Genomic DNA, 23,704 nt, shown 5'->3' on the forward strand with positions numbered 1-23,704 from the left:
GATGTTGTGGATCTTCCTGGCGATACTGTTTGCTACCATTGCCATCGGCTTGCCGATCGCCTTCGGCTTGGGTGTCGCGGCACTGGTCATGGCGGTGCTTTCAGATATACCGTTATCTATTCTGATCGAACAATCTATACGGGGCGTCAACAGCTTTCCGCTGCTGGCGATTCCGTTCTTTATTCTGGTCGGCGAAGTCATGAGTAACGGCGGTATCGCCCGCCGACTGATGGATCTTGCCGGCGCGCTGGTCGGCTTCATGCGCGGCGGCCTGGGGCAGGTGGCAATCACCGGCTCGATGTTCTTCGGCGGCATCAGCGGCTCGGCCGTGGCGGACACCGCGGCCACCGGGGCGATGATGATTCCCTCGATGAAAGAGCAGGGCTATTCGGCACCTCATGCGACGGCTATCAACACCGTCTCGTCGGTGATTGGCATCATCATTCCGCCGTCGATCCCGCTGATCCTGTTCGGCATCGTCACCGAAACCTCGATCAGCCGCCTGTTCATTGCGGGCATCGTCCCGGGAATGATGATCGGTTTTGCACTGATGATGACCACCTTCATTCTGGCCACCCTCAAGCATTCCGGCCAGACCAAGAAATTCCGCCTCGACCGCCTCTGGGAAACCTTCAAGGCCGCCTGGCTGGCGCTGGTGCTGCCGGTGATCGTGATCGGCGGCATCATCGGCGGGGTGTTCACCGCCACCGAGGCGGCGGTTGCCGCGCTGCTCTATTCGCTGTTCATCTCGCTGGTGATCTATCGCGAATTCCACGTCACCGAGCTGTGGGGGATGCTGATCCGTACCGCGCGGCTGACCGGCATGGTGCTGTTGCTGCTGGCTTTCGCCACGGTCATTGCCTGGTTCCTGACCATCAACATGGTGCCGCAGACACTGGTTCAGCAGGTACAGGCGATCACCCAGGATCCGTTCTGGCTGTTGATGATCGTCGCTTTCCTGCTGCTTCTCGTAGGCTTCGTGATGGATTTAACGCCGGCGATGGTGATCATGGCGCCGATGCTGACCCCAATCGTCACTTCGGTCGGCGTCGACCCGGTGTACTTCGGTGTGTTAATGGCGTTTATTCTCGGCATCGGTTTGCTGACACCGCCGGTCGGCACTTGCCTGTATGTCGGTTGTGGTGTGGGCAAGGTCTCGATGGAGCAACTGGTCAAGGCCATGCTGCCCTATTATGTGGCGTTGTTAGTGGTGCTGGTTATCCTGATCGCCTTCCCGGGCCTTGTCACCTGGCTGCCCAACCTCACCGACGTGAGCGGCAGCTGAGGAGAGGCATGATGGTTGATACAGCAGAAGCGACGCACTCAAGCCGGATTCTCGTCATGGGCGTGTCCGGCTCGGGGAAAACCCATATCGGCCGTCTGGTGGCCGGGCGGCTCGGCGCCGATTTTATTGACGGCGATGATTTCCATCTCCCGGCCAGTATCGACAAGATGGCCCGCGGCATACCGCTGAACGATGAGGATCGCAAGGCGTGGCTCGAGACGCTGGCGGAGAGATTTGCCGAGTATCGACAGCGAGATGCCAGCGTGGTGATCGGGTGTTCGGCGCTGAAGCGGCGCTACCGTGATACCTTGCGCCGAGGTGATTCTGCGCTGAAGATCCTTTTCCTGAGCGGTGATCGTGAGCAATTGCATTACCGGCTCACCTCACGGGAGGGGCATTTCTTCAAGGGCGACAAGATGCTGCAAAGCCAACTCGCTGACCTCGAGCCTCCCGGCGAGGATGAGGCGGTTGAGCTGAATATCGCCTTGTCCCCTGACCAACTGGTCGACGACTTTGTCAAACGGCTCGGCCCTTGACCAGCCCCACACGCACTAAGAGGGGCGCCAGAACGGCCAAAGTGTGGCGCCCCGAGCCCACCTATCGTTCAGGCTGCAAGCCGCCTTGAAAAAACGTCGCCCCACGCTCCAGGATATCGCCGACCGCGTCGATGCCACGAAGATGACCGTGAGTCGGTGCCTGCGCAATCCCGATTCGGTGTCGGCTGGACTGCGCGAGCGCATTTTTGCGGTAGCCGAGCAGCTCGGTTATATCCCCAATCGTGCTCCTGACCTGCTGTCGAAGTCGACCAGCCGCTCCATCGGCGTTCTGGTGCCCTCGCTGACCAACCAAGTGTTCGCCGATGTGCTGGTGGGCGTCGAGGCGATCACCGAGCCGGCGGGCTATCACCTGATGCTTTCCCACTACGCCTACAGCGAGGAGCTCGAGGAGCGCAGCCTGGCCTCGCTGCTTTCCTACAATGTCGATGCGGTAATTCTCTCCGACAGTCGCCATACCCTGCGCAGTCGCCGTATGCTCGAAACCGCCGGCATTCCTTGTGTTGAGATCATGGATTCGCTGACCGCGCCGATTCACCACGCCGTAGGTTTCGACAACGTCGCCGCGGCGCGCGCTATGGTCAGCGAAATGATTCGCCGTGGGCGCCGACGAGTCGTCTATCTGGCAGTGCGTCTCGACGAGCGCACGCGTCAGCGCGAGCAAGGCTATCGTGAAGCCATGGAGGCCAACGGTCTAACGCCGCTGACGCTTCAGCGCACCCAGCGGTCTTCCTACAGTGTGGGGGCGGCGTTGATGGCCGAGCTGCTTACCGAGCATCACGATGTGGATGGGCTTTTCTGCACCAACGATGATGTTGCCGTCGGTGCCTATTTTGAGTGTCTGCGCCGCGGTGTCGCCGTGCCGGAGCGCATCGGCATTGCCGGCTTCCACGGTCACGACGTGGGGCAGGTGATGTCGCCCCGCCTAGCGAGTGTCATCACTCCCCGCGAGGCCATCGGTCGCCGGGCTGCTCAGTTGCTGTTGGCGCATATTCAGGGCGAGGCGACTGAGGAGCGGAACATTGATCTGGGCTATCGTATCGAGGTCGGCGAAACGCTTTGAACGTGACAAGTCATCTCGAACCCTTGTCGGAACCGAATTCGTGTGTGCAGTGCCTAACCTTAGGCATAAACGCGATATGCACCTGCGCTATGGGCAGGCTAGATCATGACAATTTAGCAACTGGCGCCGGACAGGTTACCCTGGCGGCATTATCAGCGCCTTCGCTGTCGAAGTCAGCTGTATAAATCGAATAGGGGGTTGCTTGATGTCGCTAATGGGTCGTTTTTCCGTGTCGCTTTGTCTGGTGGTGGCGGGGCTCCTGGGCGCTGTGAACTTGCAGGCCGATACCTCATCACGCCTGCAACTGGTGGCGACCACCGGCATGATCGCCGATGTGCTGCGCGAGGTCGGCGGCGACCGGGTCGAGGTGCGCGGCCTGATGGGGCCGGGGGTTGACCCGCATCTCTATCGCCAGACGCGCTCCGATGTCATCGCCATGACGCGCGCCGATGCGGTGTTCTGGAACGGTCTTTATCTCGAGGCGCAGCTGGAGGAATTTCTCGAGCGGCTCGGCGAGCGCAGCCCCGTATTCGCGGTGGCCGAGACGGTTCCCCAAGAGGCGCGACTGGCCGACGAGGAATACACCGGCCAGTCGGACCCCCACGTCTGGATGGACCCCGGCCGCTGGCGATACGTGGTCGAGGCGATCCGTGACGCCCTGTCGGAACTGACGCCTGAGCATGCGGATGTCTTCGATGCCAATGCCGACGACTACCTGGCCGAGCTCGAGGCCTTGGACGTCTATGCACGTAAGGTAATCGCCAGTGTGCCCGAGAGTGCTCGGGTGCTGGTGACGGCCCATGACGCCTTCGGTTATTTCGGCGATGCGTATGACTTTGAGGTGCTCGGCATCCAGGGCTTCTCCACCGAGAGCGAGGCCGGCCTGGCGAGGATCGAGTCGCTGGTCGACCTGCTGGTGGTGCGTGACATCGGCGCGATCTTCGTCGAAACCTCGGTGTCCGATCGCAACATCCGGGCGTTGATCGAAGGCGCCGAGGCGAGGGACCATCAGGTGCATATCGGGGGCGTGTTGTACTCCGACGCCATGGGTCCTCTCGACAGCTATGAGGGCACCTGGCTGGGTATGATCGACCATAACGTCAGTGTGATCGCCAAGGCCCTGGGTGGCGATGTGCCGGAGGGCGGACGCCTGGGCCGGCTGAATCGACTTGAGGAGGCACCATGAGAGAGGCTGGCCAGATCAGCGACGAGATCGCCGCCAGCCCCCTGGCGGTTCACGGCTTGACCGTCAGCTACGATCACCGGCCGGTGGTGCATTCGGTAGATTTCGTCGTGCCACCGGGCAGCATGACGGCCATTGTCGGCCCTAACGGCGCCGGCAAGTCGAGCCTGCTCAAGGCGGTGCTGGGTATCACGCGTCGGCTGACCGGCGACGTGCGCGTTTTCGGCCAACCCTTTTCCGAGATGTCCCGTCACGTCGCCTATGTGCCTCAACGCAGCAGCGTGGACTGGGACTTTCCCGCCACGGTGATCGATGTGGTAACCATGGGGCTGTTTCGCGACCTGCGCTGGTGGCAGATCACCGGTCGCCGCCAGCGCGAGCAGGCCATGGACAGCCTGGCCAGGGTCGGCATGGAGGCCTTCGCCGATCGCCAGATTGGCGAGCTCTCCGGTGGCCAGCAACAGCGCGTCTTCCTCGCCCGAGCGCTGACGCAGCAGGCCGAGCTGACCATTCTCGACGAGCCCTTCGCCGGGGTGGACGCCGCCACCGAGAAGGCCATCGTGGATGTTCTCAAGCGACTTCGCGAGCAGGGGCGGACGCTGCTGTGCGTACACCATGACCTGGCGACGGTGCGCGACTACTTCGATCACGTCCTGCTGCTCAACGTGCGACGCATCGCCGCCGGACCGGTGGAGAGCGTCTTCACCGCCGATCACCTCCAGGCGACCTATGGAGGACGACTCAACCAGATCCAGCTGGCGCGCCTGGTGGCCCCTGCGACGGTGGTCATGGAGGACACATGATCGAGGTCTGGTGGTCCGCCCTGACCTTCACTCTGGGCTACAACACCAGTCTGGTGACGATCGGCGCCATGTTGCTCGGCGCCGGTGCTGGGATGATCGGCACCTTCGTTCTGTTGCGCAAGCGTTCACTGATCAGTGACGCCATCAGTCACGCGACCCTGCCGGGGCTGGCATTGGCGTTCATCGTCGCTGGGCTCGTTCAAGGTGACGGCCGCTGGCTGCCGGGGCTGCTGATGGGCGCCGCGCTGAGTGCCGCACTGGGGCTGTGGCTGGTGCAGTTGATCAGCGCCCGCACCCGCCTGGGCGAGGACGCCGCCATCGGCGCCGTGCTCTCTACCTTCTTCTCCTTCGGGGTGGTGTTGATCACCTTCATTCAATCGATGAACGTGACGGGGCAGTCCGGCCTGACCGATTACCTGGTCGGTTCGACCGCGGGCATGCTGGCCTCGGAAGCGAAGCTGATCGCCGTATGCGCCCTCGGGCTCTTAGCGGCGATCTTCGTGCTGCGTCGCGACTTCCTGATGGTCTGCTTTGATGCCCCCTTCGCCCGCACCCAGGGCGTGAGCCCCTGGCGGGTCGATCTGTTGATGCTGACGCTGCTGATGGCGGTGGTGGTGATCGGCCTCAAGGTCACCGGGCTGATCCTGATCGTGGCGCTAACCATCATTCCCCCGGTGACGGCGCGTTTCTGGACCAACCGCCCGCTGCGCATGGTCGCGCTCGCCTCGCTGATCGGCGCGTTGTCGGCCTATATCGGCGTCACGCTTTCCAGCATTAACGAGGGGCTGCCCACTGGTTCGTTGATCGTGCTGGCGGCCTTCGGCCTATTCATGGTGTCATTTCTGCTGTCGCCCCAGCGTGGTGTTTTCGCCACCCTGCTGGCCCATCAGCGTTTCCGCCGCCGGGTCCACCTGCGCCAGGGCCTGCTGGCGGTGGCGCGGGACGAGCCGATCTTCGATGGCTTGACGCTGCGGCTGCTGCAGCGGCGAGGCTATATCCGGCGTGACGGGGTGGCCACGCCTTCGGGGCATGCCGCCGCCCGGGATTCCGAGCATGAGGAGCGGCTCTGGGCGCTCTATCGCCGACGCTATCCCGACGATGCGCTTCACCAGGAACATTCCGGCCTCGAGCCGATCGCTCATGTGCTACCGCCGGACGCCATCACGGCGCTGGAGGCCCAGTTGCAGCCCAGGGCAGGGGAGTCGACATGAGCGACTTCATGATGTTCAGCCTGGTGCCGATGAGCGTGGCGGTGATCATCGGCATGACCTGCGCGCTGCTCGGCAACTTCCTGGTGCTGCGTCGCCAGAGCCTGATCGGTGACGCCATCAGCCACGTGGCCCTGCCTGGCATCGTGGTGAGTTTCCTGCTCACCGGCACGCTCGCCTCAACGGCGATGATGCTGGGCGCCGGGGTGTCGGCATTGGTCACGGTGGTGATGATCGAACTGATACGCCGGCTGGGCCGGGTGGAAATCAGCGCCGCCATGGGCGTCACCTTTACCAGCCTGTTCGCCTTCGGCGTGCTGCTGCTGGAGTGGAGCCAGGCCAGCGGCGTGCACCTGGACGTGGAGCATGCGCTGTACGGCAACCTGGAAAGCCTTATCTGGTTCGAGGGGGTGAGCCTCGCCTCGCTGTTCGATCCGGTGGCGCTGGCCGACCTGCCGCCGCAGCTCGCGCGTGTCGCCTGGGTGGGATTAGTGGTGGTGGCCTATGTGGTGATATTTCGCCGTCATCTGGTGGTTGGCAGCTTCGACCCGGATTTTGCCGCCAGCGTGCGCGCCCATCCGGTGATCGTCGATCTGTTGTTGGTGACCATGGTGGCGATCGCGGCGATTGCCGCCTTCGAGGCGGTGGGGTCGATCATCGTCATCGCCATGTTCATCTGCCCCGCGGCCGCGGCGCGGCTGATGACCAATCGGTTGGGCGCGCAGATCGCCTGGAGCCAGCTCTTCGCGCTGATCTCATCAATACTGGGCTACCTATTGGCCGGGCACGGTCTGATCTGGCTGGGGCTGGGCTTCGATATCTCGGTGAGTGCCGCCGGCATGATCGCGACGATATCCGGCCTGATCCTGCTAGGGGCCTGCCTGTTCGGACCGCAACGCCAGCGCTCCGGGGCGGCGACAGAACATTAATGCGACTGCCTTTCGCTGGCCCGGTTTTGGGCGGTTAAAGCGGTTAACGCAGTTATAGAAAGCCCCCGAGCTCCTCGCGGCCGAGGTTGCCGCCGGTGATCACCACCACGATATCGCCTGTTGGCGGCAGCGCCGCAGCGTCTTCGAGCAGACACGCAACCCCGACCGCGGCGCCGGGTTCGGCCATCAGCTTGGCGTGATACAGCAAATGCTGCATGGCACGGTGAATGGCTGTCTCGTCGACTCGGGCCAGCGTGGTGACGCCTGCACGGCACAGCGGATAGGTGAAATCCCCGACGATGGCGGCCGCAAGGCTCTTGGCGCAGGTGTCCACGCGCTCGAGCCGGGTGGGTGCGCCATGCGTCCAGGCATGGGCCATGCTGGCCGCCCCCTCGGGCTCTACGCCAATCACTTCCAGCGACGGTTGTCGCGTCGCCACCGCAACGCTCACCCCCGACACCAGCCCGCCACCGCCCACGGGGCAGACAATGGCACGAGCCTCGGGGACCTGGTCGAGAATCTCGAGGCCCACGGTGCCCTGACCGGCGATGATGCGTTCGTCGTCATAGGGATGCACCAGGGTCAGGCCGCGCTGTTCAACCAGGCGATGCATCAGCGCCCAGGCCTCGTTGATGTCGCCGTGAAGAATCACCTCTGCGCCCAGGCGTCGGGTACCTTCGACCTTGAAGGGGCTAGCGTTATCCGGCATGACGATGGTCACCGCGACACCCACTGCCTGGGCCGCCCAGGCCAGTCCCAGCGCATGGTTGCCGGCCGAGACCGCGCCAAGCCCACCGGCCAGTTCGTCCGCCGATGCCGTACGCAGCCAATTCAGCCCCCCACGGGACTTGAACGAGCCGGTACGCTGGAAAAGCTCGCCCTTGAGCCAGACCCGGCGGCCGAGCCTGTCGGAGAGCAAATGATCGAGGATTATCGGCGTAGGCCAGAGCGTCGGAGTGATAGTGGTGCGCGCCTGTTGAATCTGCTGGAGCTGGAGCATGGATAGCGTCGCCTATATCAGATACACGAGGACCAGCAGCATGGCGACCAAGGTCAACACGAAGCCCAACAGCGCCAAGAGTCCATCGCGGGCCATGAGGGATAAGCCGAAGAAACTGAGTGCACCACCGGCGAGACTGGCAGAGAAAGGGATGAACTCCATCGGCGGCATGACCAGCGCAATCAATACACACGCTACGGCAGTCAGTTGCCTACCGGTCTTGCCGGTCATCACGGCCAGTCGGTGATGAAGGAACTTGTCGGTAAACCTTGCCGGCCGGCGCATCCAGCGCAGCCCCTTGTGGACCTTGCTGTCCTCGATGTTTCGCTCGCGCAGCCATCGCGGCAGCCAGAAGGTGCGGCGCCCCAGAAGCAACTGAACGCAAACCAGCAGCGTAAACAAGGCCATGAGCGTGGGCACGCCGGGGATACCACTGATGACAGGAATCAGGGTGATCAATCCCGCGATGAGGAGCAGGGGGCCGAAGGAACGGTGGCCGGTGGCATCCAGCACATCATCGAAGCGTATCCGACCGGAGGGGCTGTCGATGGCCTCGATGTCGTCAATGAGTTCTTCTAGATTCTGGGGTTCCCGGGTCTGTCCCATCGATCCTCCTCTCAAGGGCTGCAGCCTGAGCATCGTTCAATGCGGCAAGGTTTGCCAGTGTCCAACCCGCATGGCGGAGCAATCAGGCAGGCGTTGCGCTAATGTAAAGGGGAGATTTTTGTAGCTGACCTTCTATACCGTGCATGGCGTCTCGTGCCTGTGATCCCTATGCATAACCAGCCGTTGATTGACCAACTCTATCGACAACAGTCGCGCCGGGTCCTGGCGACGTTGATTCGGCTGCTCGGCGATTTCGACCTGGCCGAAGACGCCATGCAGGAAGCCTTCGTCGCCGCCGTGCAGCAATGGCCAACGGAGGGGATGCCCGACGATCCCGCCGTCTGGCTCATTCGTGTCGGCCAGCGCCGCTGCATCGACCAGATTCGCCGCCGCCGGACGTCACGCCACTATGCGCATCTCGTCATGCCCGAGGAAGCTTTCGAATGGGCGGCTTTCGAATGGCAAGACCCAAGCATCGAGGACGATCAGCTGCGGCTGCTGTTCATCTGTTGCCACCCCAGCCTTGCCATGGCGGACCGCATCGCGCTGACCCTACGCGAGATGGGCGGGCTGACCACCGAGCAGGTGTCCAGCGCGCTACTGCAGAAGCCCGCCACCCTGGCCCAGCGAATCGTTCGCGCCAAGCGCAAGATCCGCGATGCGGGCATTCCCTACGAAGTGCCAGACGCCACGGCCTTACCGGAGCGACTGCCGGGGGTGCTGTGGGTGATCTATCTGATTTTTAACGAGGGCTACTCGCGCAGCGACGGGGAATCGGTCGTCGACGTCAGCCTGGCCGCCGAGGCCATTCGCCTGGCAGAGGCGTTGGCCCGGCTGCTGCCCAGCGGGGAAGCGTTCGGGCTGCTGGCCTTGATGCTGCTATACGATGCCCGGCGCGAAGCGCGACAGGACGCCGAGGGTGAACTGATTCCGCTGGAAGAGCAGGACCGGAACCGCTGGGACAGGGCGCGGATTCGCGACGGTCTGGCCTGGTTGGAGCGAGCACTGGCGCTCAGCCCCACCGGCCCCTATACCCTGCAGGCCTCCATCGCCGCCGTTCACGCCCAGGCGCCCAGCGCCGAGGCGACGGACTGGGCGCGGATCGTCGTGCTCTACGAGGCGCTGTATCGCCAACAGCCGTCCCCTATCATCGCCCTGAACCGGGCGGTCGCCGTGGCCATGCGGGACTCGCCGGCAGCCGGCCTGTCACTGCTTGACGCGCTCGCCAGCCATAAGCAGATCGTGAATTACCACCTCTTTCATGCCGCCCGGGCCGACCTGCTGCGCCGCGCCGGCGACTACACGGCGGCACGGTAGGCCTACGCGCGGGCCCTGGCGCTCACGACCCAGGGGCCGGAGCGGCGCTTCCTCGAGCGCCGCCTGGTGGAGCTGGAGGCTTCCCCGATCAGTTCGGACGCACCCGGCTGAACGTGGCTGGCCGAAAAAACGTTGTAGAAAATTGTCGATCCCGTTGACGCCCGCGCGACTCAATAGTGCGTACCGGAATGCGTGTCATCAGAACGTACCCAGTACGCAAACGAGTCAGTGCAGCCAACGGAGACCGAGATCATGAAAGTCATGTTGATGCGCAAGGCCGATGCAGACACCGAGAGGGGAGTGATGCCCTCGGAGGCAATGCTGCAGGCCATGGCGGACTACAACGAGCGCCTGCTGCAGGCCGCCGAGCACACCCCGCCAGAGCGACACGGTCAGATCATTCATGCCTGCCTCAATATCCGCGGGCGCCGCTTGATGGGGGGCGACATGGCGAGCGACTGCTATCAGGCGCCTCGTGGAGCCCAGTTATTCCTGGAGTACCAGGATACCGACCAGGCCAAGCGGGTCTTCCAGCGGCTCGCCGAAGGCGGCGAGGTCACCATGCCCTTCGCGCCGACCTTCTGGGCACGAGGCTTTGGCATGGCCACCGACCGTTTCGGGGTGCAGTGGATGATTGCCTGTCACATGGATAAGTGCCCGTGAACCGAGGGAGGAGCGAAACATGAAGTACGTCGCGCTGGTGTATTATCAGGAAAGCCTCATCAACGCCATGAGCGAGCAGGCGTGGCACGACCTCAATCAGGAGTGCGTGGCGGGGGTGGAGCGCCTGTCGGCCCATGGCCATTACCTGGCCGGCCAGGCCCTGCAGCCCGTGGACACCGCGACAACCGTGCGAAAGCGGAACGGCGAAACGCTGATCGCCGATGGTCCCTTCGCCGAAACCAAGGAGCAACTGGCCGGCTTCTATCTGCTCGACGCCCATGACCTGAACGAGGCCCTGCAACTGGCCGGCCGCATTCCGCCCGCCCGTTTCGGCACGATCGAGGTCCGGCCGGTGCGGGAGCTCCCGCCCAGAGACAACCCTGGTCCCACTTACTACTGAATCATTGATGGTTGAACAGGAGCACGATCATGAACTATGTCGATGGATTCGTGGCGGCAGTCCCTACCGCCAATCGTGAAAAATACATCCAGCACGCCCGCGATGCCTGGCCGGTCTTCAAGGAGCATGGCGCCCTGACGATGGTGGAGTGCTGGGGCGATGACGTGCCGGATGGCAAGATCACCTCCTTTCCCATGGCGGTGAAGTGCCAACCGGAGGAGACAGTCATCTTCTCCTGGGTGAGCTGGCCATCGCGGGAGGTCCGCGACCAGGCCATGCCCAGGATCATGGAGGACCCACGCCTGAAGCCGGATATGAATCCCATGCCGTTCGATGGCAAGCGGCTGATCTACGGGGGATTCGAGGTCATCGTGAATGAATAACCTCGGTGAGTGATTAGCCACATCGCAGCTGACCAAAGGGCCAGCCGGCACTGCCGTTTGGCCCTTTGACGGTTTCCCGTGGTGATAGCGTCGGCGTTCCCGAACCGGCGCAAGTCATACCTCCCTCATGGCCGACAGACGAAGTAATCGTTCTGAAAGTCGTGCTCCAGCTGGTACACCTGAACATCCTTGAAGCCCGCCTCATGCAGGTAGGCAAGCGCGCGTTCACGTCCCCACATGGTGCCCAGCCCCTCGCCGCCCTGGGCCAGCGACACCGTCATGCAGTGGCTCACCGACACGGCATAGAGCATCGTCCCGAGCGGGTGGTCGCGATCCAGATGGTGATGGCTCGAGGCGTGGATGTCCTGGACCAGGTACACGCCCTCGGGCGCCAGGCTGCGGTGGATGCCCTTGAGCAGATGGCGTGGCCTGGCCTGATCGTGGATGCCATCGAAGGTGGTGACCAGATCGAAGGCCCCCGGCGTGGCAGTGGCATCGAAGTCGCTGAGATCGCGAACCTCGAAGGTCACGTTGTCGAGCCCGGCGTCTCGCGCCTTGGCCCGCGCCCAGCCGATCGCCTCCTCGGAGAGGTCATAGCCCACGAAGCGGCTGGCCGGGAAGCGTTCGGCCATCAGCAGCAGGGCGCGGCCCCGGCCGCAGGCGCAGTCCAGCACGCGAATGCCGCCCTCGAGGCGCTGTATCAATCCCGGCGCCAGCGGCAGGATGGCGTCGAACAAGGCCGGCAATACGGTCTGGCCGCTATCGCTTGCCATCACTTCCTGGAAGCGCGGATAGCGCGAATAGGGAACGCCGCCGCCCTCGCGGAAACACCGCACCACGTCATCCTCTACACTGCCCAACAGGGAGACGAATTGGGCGTACACGGCGAGATTGGCCTCGCCCCGATCGGTCAAGAGCTCGGCATGGCTTTTGGGCAGCCAGTAGGTGCCGGCTTCGGGGTCGGTGTCGATGACGCCGCCGACGACCATGCCGCCGAGCCACTCGCGCACATAGCGCTCGTCGAGCCCAGCGGCGGTGGCCAGCGCCTGGCTATCGCGAGGCGGCTGCCCGGCCAGCGCCTCGAAGAGCCCGGTGCGGTGGCCGATGGCCGTCAGCAGCATCAGGCCGCTCTCGTTGAGGGCATTGACCAGCCGGGCCTCGAAGGCCTCGGCATCGGCGGCGGGGGTGAGAGCATGAACCTGGCACATGATCGTTCTCCTCTTTTTGCGGATGTGCCCTCGCAATCTAGTGCTGGAACGCGCGCTGAACGAAAGTGTATTAGGTCGCAACCGAGGGTTTTCAGCCATGGCGGAACAACCTGACATCACGATGGCGCTGCTGGCGGTGCCCGAGTCCACTGCCTCGACGCTCTACGGCATGTTCGACCTGTTCGGTGCCGCCGGCCGCGACTGGGAATTGCTGATGCACGGCAGGGTAGGGCCGTCGCTGATGCGGCCCATGATCGTCTCGCGGGATGGCCGGGGGTTTCGCAACGTGCACGGCGCCTGGATCGAACCGGATATGGCACTGGCCGATTGCCCCGTGCCCACGGCCGTCTGCATTCCCGACCTGCTGGTGGCGCCGGGAGAAGACCTCGACGGGCGCTACGAACCGGAAATCGACTGGCTGCTGAATTGTCAGCAGCGCCACGTGCTGTTAACGGCCGCCTGCACCGGGGCGCTGTTGCTGGCGGAAACCGGCCTGCTCGAAGGACAGGACGCCACCACGCACTGGGCCTATTGCGACGCCATGGCCAGGCGTCATCCCGAGATACGCGTTCATGCCCACCGCGTCCTCGTCGCCAGCGGAGAAGGCGAGCGGCTCATCATGGCGGGCGGGGGAACCACCTGGATGGACCTGGCGCTGTTTCTGGTGGCACGGTTGGTGGGGGTAGAGGAAGCGATGCATCTGTCGCGGCTCTTCCTGATCGACTGGCACCAGGAGGGCCAGCTTCCCTATGCCGCGCTGACGACTTCGCGGCAGGTTGAGGACGCCGTGATCGCGCGCACTCAGGTGTGGGCCGCCCAGCATTACGATACTCACTCACCGGTCGCCGGGATGGTCAGGCTCAGCGGTCTGACCGAGCGCTCCTACAAGCGCCGCTTCAAGGCCGCCACGGGCATGAGCCCCATGGACTACATCCATACCCTGCGCCTGGAAGAGTCCAAGCAGTATCTGGAAGCCGGTGACGAGCCGATCGAGTCGGTGGCCGAACTGGTCGGCTACGCCGACCCGAGCTTCTTTCGCCGCCTGTTCAGCCGGCGGGTGGGTCTCACTCCCAGCCACTATCGGCGGCGCTTTCGTGGCATGCGTCTGCGGCTGGGATAGCTGGGATCATGGTGTCCTGAGGCGTCGGCTGAGCAGCATACATCTTGCTAGAGGTGACTAGTGGCATCGGCGGTTGTCGGGCGGGAAAAGAGCCACTCTTTACGGATTTTTTATATCGCCCCATGGTTTCATTCTCTCGATACCGGTGAGATGGACGGGAGCGCGGCCAATACCATGCGGCGAATCAGACGGTTGGACGAGTGGGGGCGCCAATGGGCGCCTGTGCTCAAGATCATTTCAATGTTGTGGCTGGTGCTGGCGATTTTCATGGCCTTTCCCCTGGCGGTGCTGGCGATCGAGGGGGAGCCGGACGTGAAGGCATTCGGCGTGTCGATCGCGATAGTGGTTTCAGCGGTCGCGCTGGTCTGGCTGGCCACTTTTCGCGTATCCGTCGAACTCAAGCCATGGCAGATGTTCGTCCTCACCGCCCTGAGCTGGACCACCATCAGCGGCTTTGCCAGCCTGCCGCTGGTGCTTGGCGCCCCTCAATTGACCTTCACCAATGCCGTATTCGAATCGGTGTCGGCCGTCACGACCACGGGCTCCACGGTGATGGTCGGCATCGAGTTCCTCTCCGATGGACTCAAGTTGTGGCGCGGCATCATGCAGTGGCTGGGGGGCATCGGCATCATCGTGATGGGCATCGCGATCCTGCCCTTTCTCAAGGTGGGCGGCATGCGGTTGTTTCGTACCGAGTCCTCGGATTGGTCGGACAAGGTAATGCCTCGCACGGGCGGCATCGCCAAGGCCACCTTGGGGGTCTATTGTGGTCTCACTCTGGCGGCCATGCTGGCCTATTGGCTGGGCGGCATGACGCTGCTGGACGCCGTGGTGCATGCGATGACCTCGCTTGCCACCGGTGGGTTCGCCAACTCCGATGCCTCCTTCGGGGCCTACGCTAACCAGCCGCAACTGCTGTGGATGGGCAGCCTGTTCATGTTATCCGGTGCCTTGCCCTTCGTGCTGTATATCCGCTTCTTGAGAGGGTCGCGTCTATCGCTGTGGCGCGACCAACAGGTCCGGGGGCTTCTGACGCTGTTATTGCTGGTCATCGTGGCGCTGACCACGTGGCGGATCTGGCACGGCACGCCGCCGTTCGAGGCATTGACGCATGTCACCTTTAACGTCGTCTCGGTGGTCACCACAACCGGCTATGCCTCGGACGACTATGGCACCTGGGGGGCCCTGGCATTCGTGGCCTTCTTCTACCTGACGTTCGTCGGTGGCTGCAGCGGCTCCACCAGTGGGGGGATGAAGATCTTTCGTTTTCAGGTGGCGATGATCCTGCTGCGTAACCAACTGCGGTATTTGATCCATGCCAATGGTGTCTTCGCCTCGCGCTATAATCATCAGGCCCTGACGGACGACATCACACGTGGTGTGGTGGCCTTTTCATTCTTCTTTTTTCTGACCATTGCCGGCCTGGCGCTGGGCTTGGCCCTGTTGGGGTTGGACTTCACCACGGCGCTGTCGGGAGCGGCCACGGCGGTGGCCAATGTCGGGCCGGGGCTGGGCGACATCATTGGGCCGGCCGGCAACTTCGAATCCCTACCGGCCGCGGCCAAATGGCTCCTCTGCGTGGGAATGCTGATGGGGCGGTTGGAAATCCTTACGGTACTGGTGCTCCTGACGCCGATGTTCTGGCGCCGCTAAGATTTTGCCATGTCACGAATTCAGGGAGACGTAATCGATGAACTCCATTTCCTTGGCGGATTCGCCTACCGCCTCTGCCCCGGCCGCCACCGACAATTCAGGCAGCGCGGGAATGGCTTCCCGCTCGCCGCGGGTGCGCTTGCTGGTCGCTCTCAGCGGTGGCAGCGAGGATGCAGCGCTGGTGCGGGCGGCGCATCGCCTGGCGGATCGAGAAGGCGTTGCCTGGCGGGCCATCCACGTGGACACCGGAAGCGACGATGCCGAGCGGCGCCTGGTGCTGGAAAGAGACTTCGCCATGGTGGTCCGGCTGGGTGGCGACACCCTGTCGATACAAGGGCAGGATCGCGCTGCCGAGTTGCTGCACTATGCCCAAGAGCATCGCATCGCCACGTTGCTGGTGGGAAGCCCGCGCCCCTCGGGCTGGCGGTTCTGGCGTCGCACCCTGGCAGAGCAACTGATGCGCCAGCGAGGCACCTTTGACCTGGTGGTGGTCGCCGAGGCCAGCAAGCGGCCGCGCTTTCGACCCCGCCAGTCCTTGCAGGCGGTTCGGCTCCACGAACCCCTGATCGCGGTGGCGACGACCCTGGGCGCTCTGGTGGTCGCCTGGGGACTCCAGGCATGGCTGGAATTGGCCAATCTATCGCTTGTGTTTCTTGCTGCCGTGCTCACCAGTGCCGCCTTGGCCGGGACCCGGGCCGCGATGTTGAGTGTCGTGCTCGGTTTTTTGACCTTCAACTACTTCTTCACTCAGCCACACTTTTCGCTGGCCATGGTCGAGCGCGAGCAATTGCTGACGGTCATCTTCTTCCTGCTGGTCGCGGTCGTCGTGGGACAACTGGCGGGGAGCGGACGTCGGCGGCTGGTCGCCTTGCGGCGAAGTCGTGAGCAGACTCAGCGGCTGCTCGCCTATTCGCGGGCTCTGTCGGTGGCCACCGATTGGAACCAGGTGCGCGATATTGGTCTTGCCTCCCTGGAGCGGTGGCTGGGGGCGCCGGTGGCTTTCCTCAGCCGTGAGGAAGGAAGTGCCGGCTTGACGATTCAGCGCACCGAACCACCTGGCATCGTGCTCGATGCCGCAGCACTGACGGCGGCGAGCTGGAGTTGGCAGCATTGTCAGCCCAGTGGGCTGGGCACCACCCACCTGGCCGATACCGACCAGGGTTGGCGTCTGTTACCGCTAGTGGAGCAGGGCCGTGTGCTGGGTATCGTCGGGCTCGAGCTGGGGAAGCGCGAAGCCCCGCTGGGGCCCGATCAAGAGGCGATGATCGAGGCACAGATCAGTCAGTTGGCCATGGCCCTGGAGCGAACGCGCCTGGTCGGGGAACTGAGCGCCACGCGGCTCTCGGAGGAAAACGAGCGGCTGCGCTCGGCGCTGTTGTCATCGGTATCCCACGACTTGCGGACGCCCCTGGCGTCGATCATCGGCTCGGCGAGTTCACTACGCGACCTGTCGCCCCAGCTGAGTGATGCGGACAAGCGTGAATTGCTCGACAGCATCCTGAGTGAAAGCGAGCGACTCAATCGCTACATCCAGAACCTGTTGGACATGACCCGTCTGGGCCATGGCGGCCTCAAGATTGAGCGGGATTGGATCTCGCTGGACGATCTGGTGGCCGCCGCGTTACGCCGCCTGGGTCTTTCGCTTGAGGAGGTAGATATCCAGCGTGACTGGCCGGACGACCTACCGTTGTTGTTCGTGCATCCGGCATTGATCGAGCAGGCCCTGGTCAACGTGATCGACAATGCGGTGAGGTTCTCGCCTCCCGAAGGTCGAATCGGCATTCAGGCACGGCATGACATCGCAGGCCACCGACTCGAGATTCGCGTGACGGACCAAGGGCCAGGTATCGCCCCGGAACTGCGTGAGAAGGTGTTCGACATGTTCGTTACCGAGAGCGAAGGAGACCGCAGTCGACACGGCAGCGGCCTGGGCCTGGCCATCAGTCGCGGCATGCTGGGCGCCCACGGTGGCAGTATCGACGCTCAGCTGGGTCCCCAGAGCATTGGCACCACCATCGTGATGCATCTGCCGTTGCCGACGGCCGAGGAGGGCCGGCGCGATGATGGCTGACCTCCCCCTCATCCTGGTCATCGATGATGAGCCGCAGATTCGTCGCTTCCTGCGCATCAGCCTGGTGTCCCAGCGTTTCAGGGTGATCGAGGCGGCGACCGGAGCCGAGGGACTGAAGCGAGCACAGGACGAGAGCCCTGATTTGGTCCTCCTTGATCTGGGCTTGCCAGACATGGATGGCCAGACGGTGCTGGATGCCATTCGCGCCCACAGTGCGGTGCCGGTGATCGTCGTCTCGGTGCGCGGGCAGGAAAACGAGAAGGTACAGGCGCTCGACAACGGCGCCAACGACTATGTCACCAAGCCGTTCGGGATCAAGGAACTGCTGGCTCGGGTGCGATCGCTGTTGCGCTACCAGGCCCAGTCGAATGAGGACCGGTCTGCCGTTAGTTACCGCTATGCAGGGCTGGTCATCGATCTCGCGGCGCATCGGGTCAACCTGGATGGCGAAGCCGTGCACCTGACGCCCAAAGAGTATGCCGTTCTCAAGCGCCTCGTTCACCATGCTGGCCGTGTCGTCACCCAGACCCAGCTATTAAACGATGTCTGGGGGCCGACCCATGCGCACGACACCCATTACCTGCGCATCGTGGTCAGCAAGTTACGCCACAAGTTGGGCGATGACCCCCAGGCGCCACACCTGCTGCAGACCGAAGCCGGAGTCGGCTATCGCCTGCTGGCGGAACACGATCCGCCCGCCTGAGAATGCCAATGCCCCTGATCTCACCCGATGCGCATGCGGCCGCGAAGGGATGGAGAAGGTGGCCATCAGGCCCAGCGCGGATCAGCGGTAAAAGCCACGGTGAACCAGCGGCGTGCAGGGGCAATGGAGAGCCCTGCGCTGATCTGTTCGCGGATCTCATCGAGAACGGCGATGCCCTGACCGGTGCCGAATTCCGGCGTGGTGACGATATGGATTTCGATGAAGTGCCCTCGCCCGGCCTTAGCGACATGACTGAAGTACTGAAGAAGTCCCTCGCGCTGCATCACCGGCACCATGGCCGCATGTACCTCGCGGTCGATACCGCTCGGCGCGATCAGGAAGAACTCCTTCATGGCACGACGCACGATTCCGATAGGCACCGGCATGAAGCACACCGTCAATACCATCAGCAACAGTGAATCGACATAGCGGTTCCAGTGTTCCAGCGTCGTGCCTTTCAGCAGCAGGGCGATGAGAAAAGCGACCAGCAACGCCGAGGTGATCAGGGCGGCCATCAGCCAGCCCTGCATATCAATGTGCACGAACTCGGAGTCGGCTCGACGATTGATGCGTTTCTGGTAGAACGTCATGGTAAAGCAGACGATGGCGACCACCACCGCATAGAAGATGGCGACATTGAAATTCAGTACGTTGCCACCCTCCATCAGTCCCTGCAGCGCATTGAGAAAGGCGTAGAAACACAGCAGCATCAGGATGGCCCCATTCAAGGCCGCCACCAAGGGTTCGAGATGCCAATAGCCGTGCTGAAAGCGCTGGCTGGCCTCGCGCATGGCCAGCCGCGACACGCCCAGCGCCAGTGCGGACATGGCGGCATCGATGCTCGAGAAGACGCCGTCAAAGAGAATCGACTGGGAACCGGCCAGCAGCCCGAAGGTGACCCCGAGACCGGAGACGGTCAGGGTCACGAGGATGGAGACCTTAAGAGCGAGCTGCTCGAGTGCCGCTTGCATGAAGATTCCCTTGTAAATGGCAGGCCGATGATTCTAGCCGAGCGTACGGCATTGCAAAATGTCAGCTGGCCAGAATGGCTCGGAAAAGAGGTCGTCAGCAGGAAATTCCTCTGCTGTCTTTTCCGAGGCTGGACGCACCAACGGCCGATGGGGTGTACTTCACCCTTGACCCCGATAGTCCGGCGCCAGGCTGGTACGGACGAAAATCCGGTCGGAGATACGCTCGACTCTCATGTGGAACGGCGACTTGACCCATCACAAAAACGGTAAGACACGGATGAAATTAATCAGCTCATGGTTGTTGCTGGCCGTCATGGCGATGACCCTCGCATTCTCCAGCGTATGTGTCGCGCAGTCGGAAGAGGAAGATGAAGATGAAGATAGTCAGCAATGGTTTTCTATTGACGCGTTGAACGAGGGGCTTGGCGAAGTTCCCGAGGATCTCAGCCGGCTGACGCCACGCGATGCGATCCGAAGCTTTATGGAACTCACCGACAGCAAGGAATTTGATGCGGCAGCCCATGTGCTCAACCTTTCCAATATGTCCCCCGAAGAGCAGAAAAGCCGGGGGAGTCTGCTGGCCAGACAGCTGGCGTCGGTGCTGCGGCGCGGCGAGTGGCTCGATCTGTCCGATCTTTCCGGGCGCCCGGATGCCGTGATCGAGGACCCCTCGGGACAGAATCCCCAAGCGGGCGAGCCGCAACGAAATCTGCGGTTGGCATCGCTCGATGTCGATGGTGAAACCTATGACATACGTCTGGCGCGTTATCGAGTCGATGACGAGGACGCGGTCTGGCTGGTTTCACCGGAAAGCGTTTCCTCCATTCCTTTGCTTTACGAAGAATACGGTCCTTCATGGCTAGAGGGCCATATTCCGGAACGCTTCCATGCTTCCTACGGGATGCTCAAGATCTGGGAGTGGATCGCCATTCCGATTTTTCTGCTCGCGATTGGATTGGTGGGGTGGGGGGTCTATTTATTGGTTGGGTTGGCATCGCACTGGTTACCGTCGGGGTTACCCAGCATTTTCGTCAGCCAGATCAAGGTGTCCATGGCGTTCGTGGTCATGTCGCGCGTGGCGCAGGCCATGCTCGACTATGCGGTCTCTTTCTCGGCCGTGGCGACGACCTTTCTCCAGGTACTGTTGATCTCCATCATGGCCTGGGGTGTCGGCACGATCGCGCTTCGACTCGTCGACACCTTCATGCTGAAGACGACGCGGCGGCTGGTGGGTGAGATCGATGACACCAAGCCCAGCGATGATCGCAAGTTGTTGACCACCCTCTACGCGTTGCGTCGCGGTATCATCCTGGTCACGGTGGTTGCCGTTACCATCTACGTGCTTGGCCAGATTCAGCTCTTCGAATCGCTGGGCATGTCCTTGCTGGCCTCGGCCAGTGTGCTGACGGTGCTGGTAGGGATCGCTGGCCAGACGGTGCTGGGCAATATTCTTTCTTCGTTTCAAGTGTCGCTGGCCAAACCCATCCGCGTGGGCGACCTGGTGATCTTCGAGGACAAATGGTGCTATGTGGAAGGCATCTTCTATACCTTCATACGCCTGAGAGTCTGGGATGATCGGCGCTTGATCGTGCCCGTGACCTACTTCATCTCCAAGCCCTTCGAAAACCTGTCGATCAAGAGCGCCAAGATGTATCGCTATATCGTACTGACCCTCCACTTGAGTGCCGATGTGGCGTGTTTGAGAGAGAAGTTCAAGGAGTACGCGGAGGCGGAAGAGAACGTCATCGAGCACCACAAGCTGTTGTGTTACGTCACCGGGCAGACCGAGATGGCACAGCAGATCACCTTCTATCTGATGACCTCTGAGCCCATGAATGGCTGGGCAGCCGAGATGAATGTTCGCGAGAAAATGCTGGCCTTCATCCGCGACAATCACCCCGAATGGTGGCCGAGAGACGTGGTAGTGTTCGGCCGTCACGATGTGGCTCTAGGCGATGAGCCAGCCGACAGATTAGTCACCCGTCCGGCCACCGTGACGGACAGCCCCAAGCCAGGGCCGTCTGCATAATGTGGGGCTCCAGGCGGTGGTGATCGCCACTGCCGAAACACGGGTCTTTTCTTCTCGATTTTATTCTTGATACAGCGAGTTCAGCGTATGGATGTCACCGCTCTGTTCCAGTGGTCGTTTTTCCAGCCTTTCCTGGCGGCATTCTGGTATCTCATACCGATGTTTATGCTGCTCGGTATCATCAAGACGGCCTGGTTCAAGGGCAAGGCAGGCGAGTTCCAGGTGAATCTCTCCGCTCGCTTGTGTCTCGACAAGACCCGCTATCATTTGATCAAGAACGTAACACTTCCCACTGAGGATGGCACGACCCAGATCGACCATGTGGTGGTATCCGAGTTTGGCGTGTTCGTGGTCGAAACCAAGAACATGAAAGGTTGGATTTTCGGTACGCCTCACCAGGCGCAGTGGACACAGAAGCTCTTTAGGTTCAGCCATAAGTTCCAGAACCCGCTTCGGCAGAACCACAAGCATATGAAAACCCTTCAGGTCCTGCTGGGCCTGGAAGATAACCAGATGCAGTCAGTGATCGTGTTCATAGGCAATAGCACCTTCAAGACGCCTATGCCGCCGAATGTCACCTATGGTGGCGGCTATATCCGTTTCATCAAGTCTCACACCACCCGGGTATTGTCGCCCGAACAGGTGCAAAGAGCTGTTGGTCAGATTGCAGAAGGGCGCCTGGCTGCTTCCTTCAGTACTGACAGGGCCCATGTGCATCATGTGAAGGAGCGGGTGGCGAATAAAGCATCACAGAAGCAATGCCCCAGGTGCAGTGGCAGGATGGTGCTGCGCAAGGTGAAGCGTGGCGCCAATGTAGGCAATGCATTCTGGGGCTGCGCCAGGTTTCCGGCCTGCCGAGGTATGTTGAAGGCCGAGTGAGGCTTCCTTGCTGTTTTTTTTAAGCCCGCCGTCGCATTGCCTTGACGATGGCTCGGGTATGGGCGTCAAAAGCCAATCAAGGTCGACAGCAAGACCTGGCGCGATATTTCAGCTCACCCTGTTCAGCTCCTTGGTGACATAGGCCATGTTGTGGTAAGTATGCCCGCCGAACTTCTCCAGGATCTGCATTTCCTCTTCGCTGGCCTTCGCGCGGGCATGCTGTTTGAGCTCGTCGCGACTGGCCGGAAATTGCATGCCGGCAAAGAGGCTGGCGAAGCGTGCGGCGGAGGGGGACGATGAGGACGCCTGCATGGCCCGCTCGCCGCCGGTCTTGCTCGGCTGGTTTTGAGGCGCCTTCTCGTGGGTGCGCAGTTCACCGAAGGCGCGTGCGACCTCGGCGGCGTCCCGATACTCCCGATCAGGCAGCCGCTCGAGGATGTCGCGCACTGGCTGTGCCTCGTCACCCATGCGATCGACCAGCTCGTCGCGCGATTTGGGAAAATCGACGCCTTTCAGCGTTTTCTCGATATCCGCGGCAGACACTGCCTGTTTGGGATGGGATGTCTGCATGTGCCGCTCGTAGCGAGACTTCTGCTCGAACTCGGCGCCGCAGATTTCACAAGCGAACTGTGCCATCAGCGCACCTCTCCTAGCGCTTTCTGAATGTCGGCCATCGTCTCGTACTGCCGGTCGGGAAACGCGTTCAGCACCTCGATGATTTCATCCGACGCGTCGTTGGCCTTGGCCTGCTTGACCAGATCGGCTTTCCTGCAAGGAAAATCCACCCCCTTGAGCGCCTGGGCGATGCCGGCCGCCGAGGCCGTTTGGCGGGCCGCCTTGCCACCGCGCTCGCCGCCCTTGCTGCGATCGCCAGAAGGCTCGCGTGCCTCAGGTTGCATTTGCGGCTCCGCGAGCTTACCGGCCTCCAGCGCTTCCGTGGGCCAGTCGCGCTTCTTGAGCCCCAGGGTCTTGAACAGGTTCGCCTTGCCGGTAATCGAGACGCCTTCGTCGCTCAGATCGTCGTGCGCGCCGATGAGCAGCATCTGCGCGTTCTCGTAGTCGAGCAGCGTGCCGTCGTCGATATCGATCCAGCGCTTGTCGGCGAATTTTTCCTGCAAAGGCTTGGGATAGTTCGGCTTGGAATCCGGAAAACCGGGCACATCGAGAGAGGGATTGCGCACCGAGATCACGTAGCTTGCTTCGGCGAGAATCCCCAGCTCCGCCTGCGCCTTGCCGGGCTTATCGGGGCTTGTCAGGCGGTAGGCCAGGCGCGAGCTGTTGTCGCGCGCAAAGATTGCGTAGCGCCCCTCGCCGGCGGGAATGGCCTCGCCCTGTTCTTGCTCGCCACGGGTCTTGGTTTCGTACTCCAGCGGCGCCAGAGCCTCGCCAACCGCCTTCGGCTTTCCCGTCATGTCGTTCATCATCCACTCGCGCGCGGTGGATTTCGGCTTGCCCTTGATGATCTCCGGCATCCGCTTCTTGCCCACCAGAAACAGCCGAGCGGTATCGGCAGCGTCCGGCACCAGTATGATGTGCAGGCGCTGCACGTCATCGAGGCTCTGAACCTTTTCCACGTTGACCGTTGGCCGGTAGAAAAAGTAGATGTCGCCTTTCTCCACGAAATCTGCCATGTGGCACCTCCTGTGCACGAGAGAACCTATCCACGAGGAAACCTA

General features: G+C 62.3%; 23 protein-coding genes. 17 read left to right on the forward strand and 6 right to left on the reverse strand.

Features of this window, described 5'->3' with window-relative positions:
• Window position 1 precedes the first annotated feature (1 nt).
• The 7 genes from KG088_RS01115 (at window position 2) to KG088_RS01145 (ending at window position 7,025) form a co-directional block, all read left to right on the forward strand.
• Window positions 2–1,285: a TRAP transporter large permease gene (locus KG088_RS01115; RefSeq protein WP_213823644.1), complete on the forward strand. Its 1,284-nt coding sequence runs from the start codon at window positions 2–4 to the stop codon at window positions 1,283–1,285.
• 8 nt (window positions 1,286–1,293) lie between these two features.
• Complete coding sequence (locus KG088_RS01120) at window positions 1,294–1,821, forward strand: gluconokinase (protein ID WP_213823645.1); 528 nt, start codon at window positions 1,294–1,296, stop codon at window positions 1,819–1,821.
• 85 nt (window positions 1,822–1,906) lie between these two features.
• Entirely contained in the window at window positions 1,907–2,902 is a 996-nt protein-coding gene (locus tag KG088_RS01125) for a substrate-binding domain-containing protein (RefSeq protein WP_213823646.1), read from the forward strand.
• Between the two features lie 205 nt (window positions 2,903–3,107).
• The gene (locus KG088_RS01130; protein ID WP_213823647.1) at window positions 3,108–4,088 is read left to right on the forward strand and encodes a metal ABC transporter solute-binding protein, Zn/Mn family; all 981 of its coding nucleotides are present in this window, start codon (window positions 3,108–3,110) and stop codon (window positions 4,086–4,088) included.
• Window positions 4,085–4,888, forward strand: a complete 804-nt coding sequence (locus tag KG088_RS01135) for a metal ABC transporter ATP-binding protein (RefSeq protein ID WP_213823648.1) — start codon at window positions 4,085–4,087, stop codon at window positions 4,886–4,888. Before KG088_RS01130 ends, KG088_RS01135 begins: the two co-directional genes overlap by 4 nt.
• Window positions 4,885–6,099: a metal ABC transporter permease gene (locus KG088_RS01140; protein WP_213823649.1), complete on the forward strand. Its 1,215-nt coding sequence runs from the start codon at window positions 4,885–4,887 to the stop codon at window positions 6,097–6,099. The genes KG088_RS01135 and KG088_RS01140 overlap by 4 nt, the downstream gene beginning before the upstream one ends.
• A complete protein-coding gene (locus tag KG088_RS01145) occupies window positions 6,096–7,025 on the forward strand; it encodes a metal ABC transporter permease (RefSeq protein WP_213823650.1) in 930 nt (309 codons plus the stop codon). Before KG088_RS01140 ends, KG088_RS01145 begins: the two co-directional genes overlap by 4 nt.
• Before the next feature lie 52 nt (window positions 7,026–7,077).
• Here KG088_RS01145 and KG088_RS01150 read toward each other — a convergent pair whose 3' ends face one another.
• Both KG088_RS01150 and KG088_RS01155 read right to left on the reverse strand, forming a co-directional pair.
• Window positions 7,078–8,025 carry a threonine/serine dehydratase gene (locus tag KG088_RS01150; protein ID WP_213823651.1) on the reverse strand — a complete coding sequence of 316 codons (948 nt, stop codon included), beginning with the start codon at window positions 8,023–8,025 and terminating at the stop codon, window positions 7,078–7,080.
• A gap of 12 nt (window positions 8,026–8,037) precedes the next feature.
• Window positions 8,038–8,631, reverse strand: coding sequence for an exopolysaccharide biosynthesis protein (locus KG088_RS01155; protein WP_213823652.1), 594 nt, complete (start codon window positions 8,629–8,631; stop codon window positions 8,038–8,040).
• A gap of 168 nt (window positions 8,632–8,799) precedes the next feature.
• Between KG088_RS01155 and KG088_RS01160 the strand changes: the two genes are divergently transcribed.
• The 4 genes from KG088_RS01160 to KG088_RS01175 all read left to right on the forward strand — a co-directional run bounded on the left by KG088_RS01160 (window position 8,800) and on the right by KG088_RS01175 (window position 11,394).
• A complete protein-coding gene (locus tag KG088_RS01160; protein ID WP_319941362.1) occupies window positions 8,800–9,948 on the forward strand; it encodes an RNA polymerase sigma factor in 1,149 nt (382 codons plus the stop codon).
• Between the two features lie 252 nt (window positions 9,949–10,200).
• Entirely contained in the window at window positions 10,201–10,611 is a 411-nt protein-coding gene (locus tag KG088_RS01165) for a VOC family protein (RefSeq protein ID WP_213823653.1), read from the forward strand.
• A gap of 19 nt (window positions 10,612–10,630) precedes the next feature.
• Window positions 10,631–11,011, forward strand: coding sequence for a YciI family protein (locus tag KG088_RS01170; protein WP_213823654.1), 381 nt, complete (start codon window positions 10,631–10,633; stop codon window positions 11,009–11,011).
• 29 nt (window positions 11,012–11,040) lie between these two features.
• A complete protein-coding gene (locus KG088_RS01175) occupies window positions 11,041–11,394 on the forward strand; it encodes a DUF1428 domain-containing protein (RefSeq protein ID WP_213823655.1) in 354 nt (117 codons plus the stop codon).
• Window positions 11,395–11,519: 125 nt separating this feature from the next.
• On the opposite strand, the gene KG088_RS01180 is transcribed toward KG088_RS01175, so the two are convergent.
• Complete coding sequence (locus KG088_RS01180) at window positions 11,520–12,602, reverse strand: class I SAM-dependent methyltransferase (RefSeq protein WP_213823656.1); 1,083 nt, start codon at window positions 12,600–12,602, stop codon at window positions 11,520–11,522.
• Window positions 12,603–12,699: 97 nt separating this feature from the next.
• Here KG088_RS01180 and KG088_RS01185 point away from each other — a divergent pair, with 97 nt between their 5' ends.
• The 4 genes from KG088_RS01185 (at window position 12,700) to KG088_RS01205 (ending at window position 18,149) form a co-directional block, all read left to right on the forward strand.
• Window positions 12,700–13,722: a GlxA family transcriptional regulator gene (locus KG088_RS01185; RefSeq protein WP_213823657.1), complete on the forward strand. Its 1,023-nt coding sequence runs from the start codon at window positions 12,700–12,702 to the stop codon at window positions 13,720–13,722.
• Between the two features lie 174 nt (window positions 13,723–13,896).
• Window positions 13,897–15,375, forward strand: a complete 1,479-nt coding sequence (gene trkI, locus KG088_RS01190) for a Trk system potassium transporter TrkI (protein WP_213823658.1) — start codon at window positions 13,897–13,899, stop codon at window positions 15,373–15,375.
• Window positions 15,376–15,412: 37 nt separating this feature from the next.
• Complete coding sequence (locus KG088_RS19460) at window positions 15,413–17,446, forward strand: ATP-binding protein (RefSeq protein ID WP_250147987.1); 2,034 nt, start codon at window positions 15,413–15,415, stop codon at window positions 17,444–17,446.
• Complete coding sequence (locus tag KG088_RS01205; RefSeq protein ID WP_406565578.1) at window positions 17,439–18,149, forward strand: response regulator; 711 nt, start codon at window positions 17,439–17,441, stop codon at window positions 18,147–18,149. Before KG088_RS19460 ends, KG088_RS01205 begins: the two co-directional genes overlap by 8 nt.
• A 65-nt stretch (window positions 18,150–18,214) precedes the next feature.
• Here the strand turns inward: KG088_RS01205 and KG088_RS01210 are convergent, their stop codons facing one another.
• On the reverse strand, window positions 18,215–19,120 hold the full coding sequence (locus KG088_RS01210) for a cation diffusion facilitator family transporter (RefSeq protein WP_213823660.1): 906 nt from the start codon (window positions 19,118–19,120) through the stop codon (window positions 18,215–18,217).
• Window positions 19,121–19,397: 277 nt separating this feature from the next.
• On the opposite strand from KG088_RS01210, the gene KG088_RS01215 reads away from it, so the two are divergent.
• On the forward strand, window positions 19,398–21,149 hold the full coding sequence (locus KG088_RS01215; protein ID WP_213823661.1) for a mechanosensitive ion channel family protein: 1,752 nt from the start codon (window positions 19,398–19,400) through the stop codon (window positions 21,147–21,149).
• 87 nt (window positions 21,150–21,236) lie between these two features.
• Window positions 21,237–22,028, forward strand: a complete 792-nt coding sequence (locus KG088_RS01220; protein ID WP_213823662.1) for a nuclease-related domain-containing protein — start codon at window positions 21,237–21,239, stop codon at window positions 22,026–22,028.
• A 108-nt stretch (window positions 22,029–22,136) separates the two neighbouring features.
• Here the strand turns inward: KG088_RS01220 and KG088_RS01225 are convergent, their stop codons facing one another.
• Entirely contained in the window at window positions 22,137–22,664 is a 528-nt protein-coding gene (locus KG088_RS01225) for a DUF2795 domain-containing protein (RefSeq protein WP_213823663.1), read from the reverse strand.
• Window positions 22,664–23,659 carry a DUF2795 domain-containing protein gene (locus KG088_RS19465; protein WP_250147988.1) on the reverse strand — a complete coding sequence of 332 codons (996 nt, stop codon included), beginning with the start codon at window positions 23,657–23,659 and terminating at the stop codon, window positions 22,664–22,666. Before KG088_RS19465 ends, KG088_RS01225 begins: the two co-directional genes overlap by 1 nt.
• Window positions 23,660–23,704 lie beyond the last annotated feature (45 nt).

The organism is Halomonas jincaotanensis (assembly GCF_018448785.1).
GTDB lineage: Bacteria > Pseudomonadota > Gammaproteobacteria > Pseudomonadales > Halomonadaceae > Halomonas > Halomonas jincaotanensis.

What these genes read in the sequence shown, in the direction of transcription:
- KG088_RS01145 (WP_213823650.1), top strand. Translation starts at nt 6,096, where the DNA reads ATGAGCGACTTCATGATGTTCAGCCTGGTGCCGATGAGCGTGGCGGTG.
- KG088_RS01185 (WP_213823657.1), top strand. Translation starts at nt 12,700, where the DNA reads ATGGCGGAACAACCTGACATCACGATGGCGCTGCTGGCGGTGCCCGAG.
- KG088_RS01175 (WP_213823655.1), top strand. Translation starts at nt 11,041, where the DNA reads ATGAACTATGTCGATGGATTCGTGGCGGCAGTCCCTACCGCCAATCGT.
- KG088_RS01115 (WP_213823644.1), top strand. Translation starts at nt 2, where the DNA reads ATGTTGTGGATCTTCCTGGCGATACTGTTTGCTACCATTGCCATCGGC.
- KG088_RS01130 (WP_213823647.1), top strand. Translation starts at nt 3,108, where the DNA reads ATGTCGCTAATGGGTCGTTTTTCCGTGTCGCTTTGTCTGGTGGTGGCG.
- KG088_RS01225 (WP_213823663.1), bottom strand. Translation starts at nt 22,664, where the DNA reads ATGGCACAGTTCGCTTGTGAAATCTGCGGCGCCGAGTTCGAGCAGAAG.
- KG088_RS01160 (WP_319941362.1), top strand. Translation starts at nt 8,800, where the DNA reads ATGCATAACCAGCCGTTGATTGACCAACTCTATCGACAACAGTCGCGC.
- KG088_RS01135 (WP_213823648.1), top strand. Translation starts at nt 4,085, where the DNA reads ATGAGAGAGGCTGGCCAGATCAGCGACGAGATCGCCGCCAGCCCCCTG.
- KG088_RS01165 (WP_213823653.1), top strand. Translation starts at nt 10,201, where the DNA reads ATGAAAGTCATGTTGATGCGCAAGGCCGATGCAGACACCGAGAGGGGA.
- KG088_RS01120 (WP_213823645.1), top strand. Translation starts at nt 1,294, where the DNA reads ATGATGGTTGATACAGCAGAAGCGACGCACTCAAGCCGGATTCTCGTC.
- trkI (WP_213823658.1), top strand. Translation starts at nt 13,897, where the DNA reads ATGCGGCGAATCAGACGGTTGGACGAGTGGGGGCGCCAATGGGCGCCT.
- KG088_RS01170 (WP_213823654.1), top strand. Translation starts at nt 10,631, where the DNA reads ATGAAGTACGTCGCGCTGGTGTATTATCAGGAAAGCCTCATCAACGCC.
- KG088_RS01180 (WP_213823656.1), bottom strand. Translation starts at nt 12,602, where the DNA reads ATGTGCCAGGTTCATGCTCTCACCCCCGCCGCCGATGCCGAGGCCTTC.
- KG088_RS01150 (WP_213823651.1), bottom strand. Translation starts at nt 8,025, where the DNA reads ATGCTCCAGCTCCAGCAGATTCAACAGGCGCGCACCACTATCACTCCG.
- KG088_RS01155 (WP_213823652.1), bottom strand. Translation starts at nt 8,631, where the DNA reads ATGGGACAGACCCGGGAACCCCAGAATCTAGAAGAACTCATTGACGAC.
- KG088_RS01220 (WP_213823662.1), top strand. Translation starts at nt 21,237, where the DNA reads ATGGATGTCACCGCTCTGTTCCAGTGGTCGTTTTTCCAGCCTTTCCTG.
- KG088_RS19465 (WP_250147988.1), bottom strand. Translation starts at nt 23,659, where the DNA reads ATGGCAGATTTCGTGGAGAAAGGCGACATCTACTTTTTCTACCGGCCA.
- KG088_RS01210 (WP_213823660.1), bottom strand. Translation starts at nt 19,120, where the DNA reads ATGCAAGCGGCACTCGAGCAGCTCGCTCTTAAGGTCTCCATCCTCGTG.
- KG088_RS19460 (WP_250147987.1), top strand. Translation starts at nt 15,413, where the DNA reads ATGAACTCCATTTCCTTGGCGGATTCGCCTACCGCCTCTGCCCCGGCC.
- KG088_RS01140 (WP_213823649.1), top strand. Translation starts at nt 4,885, where the DNA reads ATGATCGAGGTCTGGTGGTCCGCCCTGACCTTCACTCTGGGCTACAAC.
- KG088_RS01205 (WP_406565578.1), top strand. Translation starts at nt 17,439, where the DNA reads ATGGCTGACCTCCCCCTCATCCTGGTCATCGATGATGAGCCGCAGATT.
- KG088_RS01215 (WP_213823661.1), top strand. Translation starts at nt 19,398, where the DNA reads ATGAAATTAATCAGCTCATGGTTGTTGCTGGCCGTCATGGCGATGACC.